This window comes from Xanthobacter oligotrophicus (assembly GCF_008364685.1).
Lineage (GTDB): Bacteria > Pseudomonadota > Alphaproteobacteria > Rhizobiales > Xanthobacteraceae > Xanthobacter > Xanthobacter oligotrophicus.
Genome location: NZ_VTTL01000003.1, coordinates 361,354 through 375,792, shown reverse-complemented (window position 1 = coordinate 375,792; position 14,439 = coordinate 361,354). Strand labels below are relative to the sequence as shown.

The window sequence follows — 14,439 nt, the reverse complement described above, 5'->3', positions numbered from 1 at the left end:
CGCCGCGCAGGCCAGAGCGCGATCCGATCAGATTGAATCAATCTGATCGGTGAAACGCCCTCTAACTCTAAAATAGAGAACGCGTTATCCGATCTGATCGCGATGCGATCTGATCGGCGCGTGCTCTAGCCAATGGTCGATGAGCCAGCTCACCGGCCGTTGGTATGAGCCGGCGGGCGGCTCAGATCACGACATTGAGGCGATCACATCCGCCAGCCGCACCCGTCGCACCCCGGCGGCGGCCATGTCGGCGTAGGCCTTGGCCAGGGAGCCGTCCACGTCCAGCGCCCGGCAGGCGTCCTCGATCACGTAGGTAGCAAAGCCGTGCCGGGCGGCATCCACCGCCGACCAGGACACGCAGAAGTCCGTCGCCAGCCCCAGGAGATACACCGTATCGATGCCCCGGTCCCGCAGGTATCCGGAGAGGCCGGTGGGGGTGGTGCGGTCCGCCTCGTAGAAGGTGGAATAGCTGTCGATGGTGCGGTGGTGCCCCTTGCGGATGATCAGCTGGGCGTGGGGTATGTCGAGTTCGGCGGACAGGCGGGCGCCATCGCTGTCCTGCACGCAATGGTCCGGCCACAGGATCTGCTGCCCATAGGGCAGGTCGATCTCGTCGAACGGCGCCTTGCCCGGGTGGCTCGAGGCGAACGAGACGTGGCTCGGCGGGTGCCAGTCCTGGGTCAGCACCACATTGGCGAAGTGCCGCGCCGCGACGTTTGCCAGCGGCACCACCTCATGCCCGCCTGGTACCGCCAGGCGGCCGCCGGGCAGGAAGTCCACCTGCAGGTCGACCGCCACGAGCACGGCGCGGGCCCTGTTGCCGGCGGTTGCGAGCGGGACCGGGGAGGGGGCAGGCATCGGATGGTCCTTTGCGATGACGCGCGGGCTCGCGCGGACGTGAAAAAGGACCGGACCGCGAGCCGGCACGCCTTGCGGCGCCAAAACACCCCCCCTATATCCGCCTCGATCGTCGTTGTCGCGACGAACCCCAATTCGAAAGTTCAGGGGGCCGGCGGATCGGTTGCGGGAGGGGCCTGCGGCCATCTCCCGCGGGTGCCGAAAGGGCCCGGTCGGCCTGCCGACAAGGAGAAAACCATATGGCCAAGATCATCGGTATCGACCTCGGCACCACCAATTCCTGCGTCGCGGTGATGGAGGGGTCCACCCCGAAAGTCATCGAGAACGCCGAGGGCGCGCGCACCACGCCGTCCATCGTCGCCTTCACGGAGGACGGCGAGCGTCTCGTCGGCCAGCCTGCCAAGCGCCAGAGCGTCACCAATCCCGAGCGCACCTTCTTCGCGGTGAAGCGCCTCATCGGCCGCCGCTACGACGACCCGACCGTCGAGAAGGACAAGCATCTCGTCCCCTACTCCATCGTGCGCGCCGACAATGGCGATGCCTGGGTGGAAGCGGACGGCAAGAAGTATTCCCCCTCGCAGATCTCCGCCTTCGTCCTGCAGAAGATGAAGGAGACGGCCGAGTCATTCCTGGGCGAGAAGGTCGAGAAGGCGGTCATCACCGTCCCGGCTTACTTCAACGACGCCCAGCGCCAGGCCACCAAGGACGCCGGCCGCATCGCCGGGCTTGAGGTGCTGCGCATCATCAACGAGCCCACGGCGGCGGCGCTCGCCTATGGCCTCGACAAGAAGTCGGCCGGCACCATTGCGGTGTACGACCTCGGCGGCGGCACCTTCGACGTGTCGGTGCTGGAGATCGGCGACGGCGTGTTCGAGGTGAAGTCCACCAACGGCGACACCTTCCTCGGTGGCGAAGACTTCGACATGCGGCTCGTCACCTATCTGGCGGACGAGTTCAAGAAGGAGCAGGGCATCGACCTGCGCAACGACAAGCTCGCCCTCCAGCGCCTCAAGGAGGCCGCCGAGAAGGCGAAGATCGAGCTGTCGAGCGCGACCCAGACCGAGATCAACCTGCCCTTCATCACCGCCGATGCCACGGGCCCGAAGCATCTCACCCTGAAGCTCACCCGCGCCAAGTTCGAGGCGCTGGTGGACGACCTCATCCAGCGCACGGTGGAGCCCTGCCGGCTCGCGCTCAAGGATGCCGGCCTCACCGCCGGGCAGATCGACGAGGTGGTCCTCGTCGGCGGCATGACCCGCATGCCCAAGGTGCAGGAAGTGGTGAAGCAGTTCTTCGGCAAGGAGCCCCACAAGGGCGTCAACCCGGACGAAGTGGTCGCCATCGGCGCCGCGGTCCAGGCCGGCGTGCTCCAGGGCGACGTGAAGGACGTGCTGCTGCTCGATGTGACCCCGCTGTCGCTGGGCATCGAGACCCTGGGCGGCGTGTTCACCCGCCTCATCGACCGCAACACCACCATCCCGACGAAGAAGGGCCAGACCTTCTCCACCGCCGAGGATGGCCAGACCGCGGTGACCATCCGCGTGTTCCAGGGCGAGCGCGAGATGGCGGCGGACAACAAGATGCTCGGCCAGTTCGACCTCATGGGCATCCCGCCCGCACCCCGCGGCGTGCCGCAGGTGGAGGTGACCTTCGACATCGACGCCAACGGCATCGTGCAGGTCTCCGCCAAGGACAAGGGCACCGGCAAGGAGCAGCAGATCCGCATCCAGGCGTCGGGCGGCCTCAATGAGGTCGACATCGAGAAGATGGTGAAGGACGCCGAGGCCCACGCGGCCGAGGACAAGAAGCGCCGGGCCCTGGTGGAAGCCAAGAACCACGCCGAAGCCCTCGTCCACTCCACCGAGAAGGCCGTCGCCGAGCATGGCGACAAGGTCGGCGCGGTGGAGAAGGGCGCCATCGAGGCGGCTCTGGCGGACCTCAAGTCGACGCTGGAAGGTGATGACGTGGAGGCCATCACGGCCAAGACCAACACCCTGGCCCAGGCCTCCCTCAAGCTCGGCGAGGCCATGTATGCGGCCCAGCAGCCGGGCGCCGAGGCCGGCGCCAAGCCGAAGGACGACGTGGTGGACGCCGAGTTCACCGAGGTCGACGACGACAAGAAGAAGTCGGCCTGATCCAATACCGGCGGGCGCTCGCGCCCGCCGTCAGTCCTCTCTTGAAAGAGGGCATGTGCATCAGGTTTTCAACGTCATGCCCGGGCTTGTCCCGGGCATCCATGCAGGTCCGCCGGAGCCACGCCCAAAAGCGTGTTCCCGGCCACGATGCGTGGATCGCCGGCCAAGGCCGGCAGTGACGATCTGTTCAGAATGTTGAAGACTGTCCGCTAAGCCTTCGGGCGGGACGGCAGGGCAGGTCGATTGCGGCGGGTGAAAATTGAGCATGGCCAAGCGCGACTATTACGAAACCCTCGGCTGCGACCGCGGCGCCGACGAGACGGTGCTGAAGGCCACCTACCGCAAGCTCGCCATGAAGTGGCATCCGGACCGCAACCACGGCAATCCGGAAGCCGAGGTTATGTTCAAGGAGGTCAACGAGGCCTACGAGGTCTTGAAGGACCCCCAGAAGCGCGCCGCCTATGACCGCTTCGGCCATGCCGCCTTCGAGAATGGCGGCGGCGGTGGTCCCGGCTTCGGCAATGATTTCGCGTCCTCCTTCGCCGACATCTTCGACGATTTGTTCGGCGGCGCCATGAACCGGGGCCGGGGCGGTGGCCAGCAGCGCGGCCGCGGGGCGGACCTGCGCTACAACATGGAAATCACGCTGGAGGAGGCCTTCTCCGGCAAGACCGCGCAGATCAAGATCCCCACCTCGGTGTCGTGCGAGACCTGCTCGGGCACCGGCGCCAAGCCCGGCACCCAGCCCAAGGCGTGCCGCATGTGCGGCGGCGCCGGCAAGATCCGCCACGCCCAGGGCTTCTTCACCCTGGAGCGCACCTGCCCGAACTGCCAGGGCCGCGGCAGTGTCATCGAGGACCCCTGCGGCGACTGCGGCGGCGCCGGACGGGTGACGCGCGAGCGGACCCTCTCGGTGCAGATCCCCGCCGGTGTCGAGGACGGCACCCGTATCCGTCTCGGCGGCGAGGGCGAAGCCGGGGTGCGCGGCGGCGCGGCGGGCGACCTCTATATCTTCCTCTCCATCGAGCCCCACACCTTCTTCCAGCGCGAGGGTGCGGACCTCTACTGCCGGGTGCCGATCTCCATGGTGACGGCGGCACTGGGCGGCGCGGTGGAGGTGCCCACCATCGACGGCGACAAGAGCAAGGTGAAAATCCCCGAGGGCACCCAGTCGCAGAAGCGCTTCCGCCTCTCCGGCAAGGGCATGCCCATCATGCGCGCGCGCAACCACGGCGACATGTATGTGCAGGTGGTGGTGGAGACGCCGCAGAAGCTCACCAAGCGGCAGAAGGAATTGCTCGCCGAGTTCGACAAGGAATGCTCCGGCGAGACCCATCCCGAATCCACCGGCTTCTTCGCCAAGGTGAAGGAATTCTTCCAGGGCGCCGCCGGCGAGGGGGCCTGAGGGGCCTCCCCGCAACTGACCGGCGGGACTGCCTTCACGCGGCCTGCCGGGACCGCGACGCACGTGCTGCCGCAGTCGCTGCCGCCATGGTTCGGGCGATGCCGTCGGCATAGGATGTCTTCGCCATGGGGCCGATGAGGGGGCCGGTGAGGCCTTGCAGGGCTGTGTCGTCCATGATGACCGGCGTGGTCATCAGATAATTCATCTCCACCAGTTCGCGCATCACCGGGTCGAACAGGCCCGCAAGGCGCAGCATGGTCTTGTTCGCCACCATCAGGCGCGGTCTGGCATTGGCCAGGGCGAAGGCGCGCTCCGCCACCTCCCGTACGCTGATGGTGCCGGCGCCGCCCAGGTTGAAGGTGCGGCCGAAGGCGGCGTCGGTGGCAAGCAAGGTGCGCACCACCGGCCCCACGTCCGGCACGAAGACGAACTGGTGCGGCCCGTCGATGGGGCCGATCACTTTCGCCCGCCGGCCCTCCGCCGCGGCGGCGAAGATGTCGGAGAGGAAGCTGCGCTCCACGCCAGGCCCATAGAAATCCGGCAGGCGCAGGATGGTGGCGCGGATGAGGCCCGCCGCGTCCGCCTCCATCAGCACGTCTTCCTGCGCCTTGCGCATCTGGCCCTTGAACGTATGCGGCGTGCGCGGGTGGGTCTCGTCCACCAACGCGGCCTGCGGCCGCCCGAAGGGATAGGCGGTGCCGATGAGCAGCAGGCGCGATACCCCCTCCGCCGCCGCAGCCTCGACAGTACGCGCCATGAGCTGGGGGTGGAGATGGAAGGCGTCGTAAGGCACGCCCACCATGTAGACGAGGGTTTCAAGGCCCCGGAACGCGCCCCGGATGGTGGCGGGATCGTCCGGGTTCCAGGTGCGCAGCTCGGGAGTGATGGTGCTCAGCTCGGCTTCGGGCCGGGAGGTGAAGGCGCGGGTCAGGCCCGTGAGCGAGCGACCGATGGCGGCAAAGGGAGTGCCGGCGTCGGTGAGCGCCGCGGCGATGCTGGCGCCGACGGATCCGGTGGCGCCGACGAGACCGATGCGGGGCGAGGCTTGCGAGGCGATGGCGACGGGCATTAGAGTGTTCCTGAACAGTGTTCACTGAACATGGTTCATAAACTGAACGTTGTTCATGTCAATCCCGGAGACGATGGTTTGCCGTCCGCCCCCCGTGCCCGCCGCAAGGAAGACGCCCGCGCCCGTATCCTCGACGAGGCGCGGCGCATCGTGCTGGAACACGGCTTCGAGGCCCTCACCATGCGCCGCATCGCCGAAGCGGCAGGCTATTCGGCCGCCGCCCTCTATCTCCATTTCGCGAATCGGGACGCCATCGCCCGGGCGCTCGGGGAGGGCGGCATGCGCAGCCTGCTCGCTGCGTTGACCGAGGCTGCGGTGGTTCCGGACCCGGTGGCGCGCCTCGGGGCGCTGGCGTTGGCCTATGCCGCTTTTGCCCGGAGGGATCCCGAGACCTACCGCCTGATCTTCATGGAGCCGGACTTCGCCGCCAGCGCCCTTGGCGGCAAGGACGAGGCGGGGCCTGCGGCATTTCAACTGCTCGCCGGCGCCTTCGAGGACCTCCACAGGGCAGGCCGGCTCAAGCCGGGGCAGGATCCGGCCGCGCTCGCGCTCACCTTCTGGATCCTGGTCCATGGGACGGCGAGCCTGAAACTCACCTGCTCTGCCTTTCTTTCGCCATCGGAAGAGGACCTTCTCGCCACCGCCCTCGACGCCCTCCTCAACGGGGTGCTGGAGCCGGATCCGACCGGGCCAAACTCGCCTGGGCGGTCAATCCGTCGCTGAAAACCCGGGGCGGGGAACGCCCTGTCCCATCGGTTGGCATCTGAAGCCGATCGGACGACGCGTCCCCTGGCCGAGTGGCACGAACCTTGACCCCGCCTGCTTTCCCGTCTAAGCGCCTGATATCCGTTTCTTCTCGGGCGCCCGAGGTGCCGTTGATGCTTCACTCCCACGACCAGCGCCGGCCGCTTCACAAGCCCTTGCTTCCGAAGCCGAATCTCAAGGACGAGGTTCGCTTTCTGCAGTCGTGGTTCCAGAATCCGCTCAAGACCGGCGCCGTGGCGCCGTCCAGCCCGGCTCTGGCCAAGATGATGGCGAGCTATCTCGACCCGAAGCAGGACGGTCCGGTCATCGAGCTTGGACCCGGCACGGGTCCGGTGACCAAGGCCTTGATCCAGCGCGGTTTCGCGCCGGAGCGCCTGTTCCTCATCGAGTACAACCCGGAATTTTGCGCGCTGCTGCGCCTGCGCTATCCCGGCGCCACGGTGATCAACGGCGAGGCCTACACCCTCGCCAAGACGCTGACGGGCCGCCTGCCCGGCAAGGCGGTGGGCACCATCTCGTCGCTGCCGCTCTTCACCATGCCGGAGAGCGAGCGGCACCGCATGGTGAACGAGGCGTTCGACATGTCCACCCCCGGCTCGCCGTTCGTGCAGTTCACTTATGCGGTGGTGACGCCGGTGCCGCTGGTGCCGGGCGCCATCGAGGGCGAGCGTTCGCCGCGGGTGTGGAGAAATATTCCCCCCGCCCGTGTCTGGGCCTATCGCCGGCCCTGAGGTTTCCGTGCCGCCGGCGCCGCCCGGCGCCCGGACGGCCACACCGCCGGGGCCCTTAAGTGACGGATTTCCTTTATTTAACCCACCCTCAGGTCGCGGTGGACCCGGCCGTGCCGGTGCCCCGCTGGGGCCTGTCTGAGGTCGGGCGGGCGCGCGCGCGCGCCTTTGCCGCATGCGCGGATCTCTCCCCCTACCGGCGAATCGTTTCCTCCACCGAGGTGAAGGCGCAGGAGACCGCCGCGCTCCTCGCCGAGGCCCTTGGCCTTGCCGTCGAGGTGGCTCGGGGGATGGAGGAAAACGACCGTTCCGCAACAGGTTACCTGCCGGAAGTTGAATTCCAGCAGATGGCCGACGCCTTCTTCGCCCGCCCGGAGGAGAGTGTGCGAGGCTGGGAGCGGGCGCAGGACGCGCAGACGCGAATCGTCGCCGCCGTCACCCGAACCCTCGCCGAACTTCAAGACCATCGACAGGTTCCAGTTCTGTTTGTGGGCCATGGCGGGGTCGGCACCTTGCTTCTGTGCCATCTGGCGGGCTACCCCATCTCCCGCATCCATGACCAGCCGCCGGTGGGCGGCGGCTGCTGGTTCCGCGCCGGAGCGGGAGCGCGCCCGGACCGCTGGCACACGATGGAAGAGAGGGCAGGCATGGCCTGCTCTCGGGAAGAGGACGCAGGGCACGCCTGCGCCGGGGAAGAGGGCGCGGCACAGGCCGGCGCCCGACAAGACGGCCCAGCCCAGGCTGGTGCCCGTGAAGACAGCACAGCGCCAGCCGGCGCGCGGGAACAGGGCGCAGCGCTCGCGTGCGCACCGGAGGAGGGCCCATGAGCCTTGTCGATGCGAAAGTCCGCGACCGCATGATCGTGGCGCTCGACTATCCCAACGTGAGCGCGGCCGAGGCCCTGGTCTGGCAGCTCGGCGACGTGGTGACCTTCTACAAGATCGGCCTCGAGCTCTCCATCGCGGGGGGGCTGGACCTTGCCGCCGACCTCATAGGCGCCGGCAAGAAGGTGTTTCTCGACCTCAAGCTGCACGACATCGGCAACACGGTGGAACGGGCGACCGCCGCGGCGGCGGAGCGGGGGGTGCACATCCTCACCGTCCATGCCTATCCCCAGACCATGGCGGCGGCGGCGCGGGGGGCCAAGGGCAGCCCGCTTGAGGTGCTGGGGGTGACGGTGCTCACCTCCTATGACGACGCGGACCTTGCCACTGCCGGCTACCACATGGGCGTCACCGATACGGTCCGCCTGCGCGCCGGGCAGGCTCTGGAGGCGGGGATCGCCGGGGTCATCTGCGCGCCCACCGACGCGGCCATGGTGCGCGCCATCCTCGGGCCGGACCGCCGGGTGGTGACACCCGGGGTGCGGCCCAAGGGGGCGGAGGTGGGCGACCAGAAGCGCTTCGCCACCCCGGCCGAAGCCATCGCCGCCGGCGCCGACCGCATCGTGGTGGGCCGGCCGGTGACGGCGGCGCAGGATCCGGTGGCGGCGGCCGAGGCCATCCTCGCGGAACTGGCGGGGGCCTGACGGCCGGGAACGGGGCAATGGAGGGGGCGATGGCGAAGGGCTACTGGTTCCTCAATCTCGACGTGGTCAACCCGGTGGACTACATCACCTACCGGGAAGCCAACGCCCGCTACGCGGCGGAGCACGACCTGCGCTTCATCGTGCGCGGCGGCGATTTCGAGCATCTGGAGGGCATCAAGCGCCACCGCAACGTGCTGGTGGAGCTGCCCTCCTTCGAGGTGGCGGTCTCCACCTACGAGGCCCCCGACTACCAGCCGGTGAGGACCATGCGGCGGGCCACCGCCATCGCCGACCTCGCGGCGGTGGAGGGCCATGACGGCCCCCAGCCCTCGGCGGCGCCCCCGCCCGAGGGCACGCCGGACAAGCCCCGCGGCTACTGGATGGCCAAGGTCGATATCACCGATCCCGAGCGCTACAAGGACTATGTGGCGGCCACTGCGGAGCCGTTCGCCGAATACGGTGCCTGGTTCCTGGTGCGTGGCGGCCGGCATCAGCTACTGGATGGCCTCGGACGCCAGCGCTATGTGGTGATCGCGTACCGCGACGTGGAGACGGCGCGAGCCTGCTATTTCTCGCCCGGCTACCAGCGGGCACGCGCCATCCGCCAGTCGGCGTCGGTGGCAGACCTTGTCCTCATCTCCGGCTATACCGGGCGCGAGGCGCCCCCCTCCTGACGGGCCGGCCCATGGGGCCGTTCTCGCCAAGGCAATGCCCGCAGGGCCGTGCCACCGTCTTTGCCGGCGCGCCGTGAAGCGCCGCCCGGCCACGCGAAGGACCAGAAGAACCGTGTCTCACCCAACCGTGCCTCAGCTGCGCATCGTCATCTCCGGAGCCGGCGGCCGCATGGGCCGCGCCCTCATCAAGGCCATCTCGGAAAGCGAGAGCCTGGTGCTGGTGGGCGCGCTGGAATATTCCGGCTCGTCCTTTCTCGGCGAGGATGCCGGGGCCATGAGCGGCCTGACGCCCAACGGCGTGACAGTGGAAAGCGACGCGGCCCCGACCCTCAACGGCGCCGACGTGGTGGTGGATTTCTCCACCCCCTCCGCCTCGGTGCGGCTGGCGGAGACGTTGGCTGGGGCGGGCATCGCCCATGTCATCGGCACCACCGGCTTCTCCAACGAGGACAATGCCGCCATCGCCGCCGCCGCCCGTCGCACGCCCATCATGAAGTCCGGCAACATGAGCCTCGGGGTCAACCTGCTGGCCGCCCTCACCCGCCGGGTGGCGGCGACGCTGGACGACAGCTTCGACATCGAGATCGTGGAGATGCACCACAACAAGAAGGTGGATGCGCCCTCCGGCACGGCGCTGCTTCTGGGCGAGGCCGCAGCCCAGGGCCGCGGGCGCCATCTCGACGAGTGCTCCGAGCGCGGCCGCGACGGCGTCACCGGCGCGCGCAAGCCCGGCGCCATCGGCTTTGCCAGCCTGCGCGGCGGCTCGGTGGTGGGCGAGCATATGGTGATCTTCGCCGGCCAGGCCGAGCGCATCGAGCTGGTGCACAAGGCCGAGGACCGCATGATCTTCGCCCGCGGCGCGCTGACGGCGGCGCGCTGGCTGAAGGGCCGCGAGCCGGGCCTCTATTCCATGGCCGACGTGCTCGGCCTCGGGGATTTCTGAGCGCTCTTGTTGGAAGCGTCACATGTCTGAATTGGTTTTTCGGCCGTCATGCCCGGCCTTGTGCCGGGCATCCACGCCGAACCGCTGGCGGCAACGTCGGGAAGCTGATCCCAGCCTCACCGCGTGGATCGCCGGGACGAGCCCGGCCATGACGTCCGAAGAAGGCACGGACGATTTTCCTGAAGGGCTGTGAGCCCCGTTTCCCATCCGCAGATTTTCGAGCCGGGAGCCACGCCCGGAGACCACCCAGGAGCTTTCCATGTCCGACCGCATCCTCGTCCTCGTCCGTCACGGGCAGAGCGAGTGGAACCTGAAGAACCTGTTCACCGGGTGGCGCGACCCGGACCTCACCGCACAGGGCGTCTCCGAGGCCAAGCGCGCCGGCGCGCTGCTGAAGGCCGAGGGACTGAAGTTCGACGTGGCCTTCACCTCCGACCTCAGCCGCGCCCAGAAGACCCTCGGTCTCATCCTCGACGAGATGGGTCAGGAGAGTGTGCCCACCACGAAGAACGTGGCGCTGAACGAGCGGGACTACGGCGACCTCTCCGGCCTCAACAAGGACGATGCCCGCGCCAAGTGGGGCGAGGATCAGGTGCACATCTGGCGCCGCTCCTACGACATCGCCCCGCCCGGCGGCGAGAGCCTGCGCGACACGGTTGCCCGCACGCTGCCCTATTATGTGCAGGAGATCCTGCCGTGCGTGCTGCGCGGACAGGTGACGCTGGTGGCCGCCCACGGCAATTCGCTGCGCGCGCTCATCATGACGCTGGAGAAGCTCTCCCCCGAGGGCATCATGAAGCGCGAGCTGAACACCGGCGCGCCCATCGTCTACAAGCTGGCGGCCGATTCCACGGTGGCGGAGAAGCGCGACCTGGTGGCGTGAGGGACGTGCGGCCGGCACGGTTTACGTTCAGAACCGCTGGTGAACCCTCTCCCGCTTGCGGGGGAGGGGCAGGCCGGTGCCGGGTGGCAGGCGCGGTTTATGATCGAGTGCTGCTGGGGAACCCTACCCCTGCTCGTGGAGCAGCCGGGCCACTGCGGCGCGCAGCTCGGGGAAGCCGGCGCCGGTCTGGCTGGAGGTGGGGAAGACCACCGGATAGGCCGCCGGCCGCCGCTTGATCTTCTCCTGAACCCCCGCGATCACGGCCGGCAGGGCGGTGGGCTTCACCTGGTCGGACTTGGTGAGGATGATGGCGTAGGACACCGCCGCCTTGTCGAGCAGGTCGAGGATCTCCTCGTCCACCGGCTTGATGCCGTGGCGGCTGTCGATGAGCACGAACACGCGGGCCAGGTTCACCCGGCCGCGCAGATAGGCCTTGATGGTGTGGGTCCAGGCCTCCACCTTCTCCTTCGGCGCCTTGGCGAAGCCGTAGCCGGGCATGTCCACCAGGGACAGTTCAGGCCCCACCCGGAAGAAGATCAGCTCCTGCGTGCGCCCCGGTGTCACCGAGGTGCGCGCCAGCGCCTTGCGGCCGGTGAGCGCGTTGACGAGGGAGGACTTGCCCACGTTGGAGCGCCCGGCGAGGGCGATCTCCATGCCCACCATGGGCGGCAGCACCTCCACGGTGGGGGCGGCCGTGACGAACTGCCAGTCGCCGGCGAACAGCAGGCGGCCGATTTCCAGGAAGGGGTCGGGCGCGTCGGAAGCGGTATCGGTCATGAGGGCGTTATCGGGGAGCAATGCGCCCGGCGCAAGCGCTTGGTGTGAAGCCCGCGCGGCGCCTGAGCGTCGCCCTCTCGGCACCGGTCGAAGACCGGAGCCGTTGGCATTACTGCCGTTTGGCGCCGAGGAAGGTCTCGGCGAACCAGCGGTCGATGGTCATGGGCTGTTCCTGCTGGGGCGGCGGCGGCATCTGGCCCACCACGGCGGGCGGGCGATCATCCGGCAGGCTCTCCGGCGGCAGGAGGCTGCCCCCCGGCGCGCCATAGCCGGCGCCGCCGAAGCCGTAGGACCTCAGGCCCCCCGGCAGCTCGGCAACCGGCACGCCCTGGTGCGCGGTCTTCATCACCCGGCTCCAGATCTCCACCGGCAGGTTGGCGCCGGACGCCTTCTTGGTGGGGGAGCTGTCGTCGTTGCCGAGCCACACGGCGGTGACGTAGCGGGCGGTGTAGCCCACGAACCAGGCGTCGCGATAATCCTGCGAGGTGCCGGTCTTGCCCGCAGCCTCCCAGCCGGGAAGATCGGCGCGCCGGGCGGTGCCGCTCGCCAGCGTCTCCATCATCATGTGGTTCATCATGGCCGCATAGGCCGGGTCCATGACCCGGCCGGGACCGGAAATGTTGCGCTGGTACAGCACCTTGCCGTCGGCGCCCTTCACCACGTCGATGACGTGGGGGATGACGCCGATGCCGCCGGTGGCGAACGGCACATAGGCGCCGGCCAGCTCCAGCACCGAGACTTCCGAGGTGCCGAGCGCGATGGACGGGTTGGGATCCAGCGGCGAGGCGATGCCCAGCCGCTTGGCCGTGGCCACCACCGCCTTGGGGCCGACCTCCAGCGTCAGGCGCACCGAGACGGTGTTCAGCGACAGGGCCAGCGCCTGCGTCAGCGTCACCGGGCCGCGATATTCGTGGGTGGAATTCTCCGGCCGCCAGCCCTTGAGCTGGATGGGGCCGTCCTCGCGCACGGTCTCGGGGGTGAGGCCGTGCTCGATGGCGGTGAGGTAGATGAAGGGCTTGAAGGCGGAGCCGGGCTGCCGGCGCGCGGTCACCGCCCGGTTGTACTGGCTGTCGGCATAATTGCGGCCGCCGATGAGGGCTTTGACCCCCCCGTCGGTGTCGAGCACCACGAGGGCGCCCTGGCCGACGCCGAACTTGCCGCCGGACTTGGCCAGCGTGTCCTCCAGCGCCTTTTCCGCCGCCTGCTGGAGGCCGGCATCCACCGTGGTGCGCACGGTGACATCGCCGGGCAGTTCCTCGCCCACGAAGGAGTCGAGCTGGTCCATGACCCAGTCGGCCACATAACCCGAAGAATCCGGCATGCCGGCGCGCGACAGCTGGGCCGGGCGGGCGAGTGCCGTGCTCGCCATCTCCGGGGTGATCAGGCCCTGCTGGCGCATGGCGTTGAGCACCAGCCCGGCGCGGGCCTGCGCGCCCTTCAGGTTGCGGGTGGGGGCAAGGCGCGAGGGGGAATTGACGAGGCCGGCCAGCATGGCGGCTTCCGCCAGCGTCACCTGCCGGGCGGACTTGCCGAAATAGCGCTGGGCGGCGGCTTCCACCCCATAGGCGCCGGCGCCGAAATAGACCCGGTTGAGATAGAGGTCGAGGATCTCGGCCTTGGTGAACTTGTGCTCCAGCCACAGGGCCAGCACCAGCTCCTGGACCTTGCGGGAGGCGGTGCGCTCCTGGGTCAGGAACAGGTTCTTGGCGAGCTGCTGGGTCAGGGTCGAGCCGCCCTGCCGCAGCCGCCGCGAGGTGAGGTTGGTGACCAGCGCGCGGGCGAGGCCCTCCGGATCGAGGCCGAAATGGCTGAAGAAGCGCTGGTCCTCGATGGCCACGAACGCCTTGGGCAGGTAGGGCGGCAGCTCGCCGATGGGCACGGCGACGCCGCCCATGTCGCCGCGGGTGGCCAGCGTCTTGCCGTCGGCGGCCTGCACGGTCACCGTGGGCGGACGTTTGGGGATCATCAGCGTCTGCATGGGCGGCAGCTTGGAGGCCTCCCACGCGATGACGCCGGCCAGCGCCAGCACCGCCCATACGCCGAGGATGAGGCCCCACTTGATCAGGCCGAACAGGAGCGAGCCACGCCGCCGGCGGCGGGCCGGCTTGGCCTTCGCCGGCGGATCGGCGCGGCCACGGCGGGGCTCGGCGGGGGCGGGTTTCGGCTCGGGGGACGGCTTGGCGGCTTTGGCGGCGCGTGCGGCCCGGCGCGGCGGGTCCACCGGGGGCGGGGCGGAGCGGTCGCGAGCGTCGAGACGGATGTCGAACAGGGATTCGGGGCGTTCCAGCACCGGTTCCCGCCTCGTTGCCTCGCCTCGTCCGCGTGCCGTCATGAATGATCCCGTTGCTTGTGCCCCCGTCCGCCGCACTGCGGGAGCCGTACCCCTTGCAACGTCCCTTGCAGCATCAAAATGGGGCGGAAGCGCAGCGCAGCGGAAGGCACCCTAACGGCAGCGGCATAAGGACCCGTTAAGGAGGTCGTGCCCGGGCTTCAGGAGGCCCGCCGTCGGCCCCCTCCCCCGCAAGCGGGAGAGGGTTCTGCGCCTGTCGCGGCTCAACCGACCCGTTTCGTCTCACAACACCTAGAGAGTTTTCCGCTCGCCTTGGCTCACGGAAATCGCTCTAGAACCTTGTGTTAACGCGTTTTCTTCACGCGAACCGGTGTCCACTTCGCT

13 protein-coding genes and 1 pseudogene are annotated in these 14,439 nt (G+C 68.8%); 10 read left to right on the top strand and 4 right to left on the bottom strand.

The window, feature by feature from the left end; genetic code table 11:
- Positions 1-186 precede the first annotated feature (186 nt).
- The gene (gene pncA / locus FZ033_RS06585; protein WP_188079348.1) at positions 187-858 is read right to left on the bottom strand and encodes a bifunctional nicotinamidase/pyrazinamidase; all 672 of its coding nucleotides are present in this window, start codon (positions 856-858) and stop codon (positions 187-189) included.
- 239 nt (positions 859-1,097) lie between these two features.
- On the opposite strand from pncA, the gene dnaK reads away from it, so the two are divergent.
- Positions 1,098-2,993: a molecular chaperone DnaK gene (gene dnaK / locus FZ033_RS06580; RefSeq protein WP_149575337.1), complete on the top strand. Its 1,896-nt coding sequence runs from the start codon at positions 1,098-1,100 to the stop codon at positions 2,991-2,993.
- A 265-nt stretch (positions 2,994-3,258) separates the two neighbouring features.
- On the top strand, positions 3,259-4,398 hold the full coding sequence (dnaJ, locus tag FZ033_RS06575; RefSeq protein WP_149575336.1) for a molecular chaperone DnaJ: 1,140 nt from the start codon (positions 3,259-3,261) through the stop codon (positions 4,396-4,398).
- 34 nt (positions 4,399-4,432) lie between these two features.
- On the opposite strand, the gene FZ033_RS06570 is transcribed toward dnaJ, so the two are convergent.
- Entirely contained in the window at positions 4,433-5,467 is a 1,035-nt protein-coding gene (locus FZ033_RS06570) for an NAD-dependent epimerase/dehydratase family protein (protein WP_149575335.1), read from the bottom strand.
- 78 nt (positions 5,468-5,545) lie between these two features.
- On the opposite strand from FZ033_RS06570, the gene FZ033_RS06565 reads away from it, so the two are divergent.
- The 8 genes and pseudogenes from FZ033_RS06565 to FZ033_RS06535 all read left to right on the top strand — a co-directional run bounded on the left by FZ033_RS06565 (position 5,546) and on the right by FZ033_RS06535 (position 10,988).
- A complete protein-coding gene (locus FZ033_RS06565) occupies positions 5,546-6,190 on the top strand; it encodes a TetR/AcrR family transcriptional regulator (protein WP_188079347.1) in 645 nt (214 codons plus the stop codon).
- A gap of 155 nt (positions 6,191-6,345) precedes the next feature.
- Positions 6,346-6,963, top strand: coding sequence for a class I SAM-dependent methyltransferase (locus FZ033_RS06560; RefSeq protein ID WP_149575333.1), 618 nt, complete (start codon positions 6,346-6,348; stop codon positions 6,961-6,963).
- Between the two features lie 59 nt (positions 6,964-7,022).
- Positions 7,023-7,787 carry a histidine phosphatase family protein gene (locus FZ033_RS06555; RefSeq protein ID WP_149575332.1) on the top strand — a complete coding sequence of 255 codons (765 nt, stop codon included), beginning with the start codon at positions 7,023-7,025 and terminating at the stop codon, positions 7,785-7,787.
- A complete protein-coding gene (gene pyrF, locus FZ033_RS06550) occupies positions 7,784-8,488 on the top strand; it encodes an orotidine-5'-phosphate decarboxylase (RefSeq protein ID WP_149575331.1) in 705 nt (234 codons plus the stop codon). Before FZ033_RS06555 ends, pyrF begins: the two co-directional genes overlap by 4 nt.
- Before the next feature lie 17 nt (positions 8,489-8,505).
- Positions 8,506-8,787, top strand: a pseudogene (locus FZ033_RS24260) (DUF1330 domain-containing protein); the annotation flags it as partial.
- A gap of 81 nt (positions 8,788-8,868) precedes the next feature.
- Positions 8,869-9,162 (top strand): DUF1330 domain-containing protein, encoded by a 294-nt coding sequence (locus FZ033_RS06545; RefSeq protein ID WP_232847367.1) that lies wholly within the window; start codon positions 8,869-8,871, stop codon positions 9,160-9,162.
- Between the two features lie 127 nt (positions 9,163-9,289).
- On the top strand, positions 9,290-10,105 hold the full coding sequence (gene dapB, locus FZ033_RS06540; RefSeq protein ID WP_149575437.1) for a 4-hydroxy-tetrahydrodipicolinate reductase: 816 nt from the start codon (positions 9,290-9,292) through the stop codon (positions 10,103-10,105).
- 259 nt (positions 10,106-10,364) lie between these two features.
- Entirely contained in the window at positions 10,365-10,988 is a 624-nt protein-coding gene (locus FZ033_RS06535) for a 2,3-bisphosphoglycerate-dependent phosphoglycerate mutase (protein ID WP_149575330.1), read from the top strand.
- A gap of 123 nt (positions 10,989-11,111) precedes the next feature.
- Here FZ033_RS06535 and yihA read toward each other — a convergent pair whose 3' ends face one another.
- Positions 11,112-11,765, bottom strand: a complete 654-nt coding sequence (yihA, locus tag FZ033_RS06530) for a ribosome biogenesis GTP-binding protein YihA/YsxC (protein ID WP_149575329.1) — start codon at positions 11,763-11,765, stop codon at positions 11,112-11,114.
- A 109-nt stretch (positions 11,766-11,874) separates the two neighbouring features.
- Positions 11,875-14,097 carry a transglycosylase domain-containing protein gene (locus FZ033_RS06525; protein WP_149575328.1) on the bottom strand — a complete coding sequence of 741 codons (2,223 nt, stop codon included), beginning with the start codon at positions 14,095-14,097 and terminating at the stop codon, positions 11,875-11,877.
- Between the last annotated feature and the right edge of the window lie 342 nt (positions 14,098-14,439).

Coding starts and splice junctions, on each gene's coding strand:
- pncA (WP_188079348.1), bottom strand. CDS start 858: ATGCCTGCCCCCTCCCCGGTCCCGCTCGCAACCGCCGGCAACAGGGCC.
- dnaK (WP_149575337.1), top strand. CDS start 1,098: ATGGCCAAGATCATCGGTATCGACCTCGGCACCACCAATTCCTGCGTC.
- dnaJ (WP_149575336.1), top strand. CDS start 3,259: ATGGCCAAGCGCGACTATTACGAAACCCTCGGCTGCGACCGCGGCGCC.
- FZ033_RS06570 (WP_149575335.1), bottom strand. CDS start 5,467: ATGCCCGTCGCCATCGCCTCGCAAGCCTCGCCCCGCATCGGTCTCGTC.
- FZ033_RS06560 (WP_149575333.1), top strand. CDS start 6,346: ATGCTTCACTCCCACGACCAGCGCCGGCCGCTTCACAAGCCCTTGCTT.
- pyrF (WP_149575331.1), top strand. CDS start 7,784: ATGAGCCTTGTCGATGCGAAAGTCCGCGACCGCATGATCGTGGCGCTC.
- FZ033_RS06545 (WP_232847367.1), top strand. CDS start 8,869: ATGGCCAAGGTCGATATCACCGATCCCGAGCGCTACAAGGACTATGTG.
- FZ033_RS06535 (WP_149575330.1), top strand. CDS start 10,365: ATGTCCGACCGCATCCTCGTCCTCGTCCGTCACGGGCAGAGCGAGTGG.
- yihA (WP_149575329.1), bottom strand. CDS start 11,765: ATGACCGATACCGCTTCCGACGCGCCCGACCCCTTCCTGGAAATCGGC.
- FZ033_RS06525 (WP_149575328.1), bottom strand. CDS start 14,097: ATGACGGCACGCGGACGAGGCGAGGCAACGAGGCGGGAACCGGTGCTG.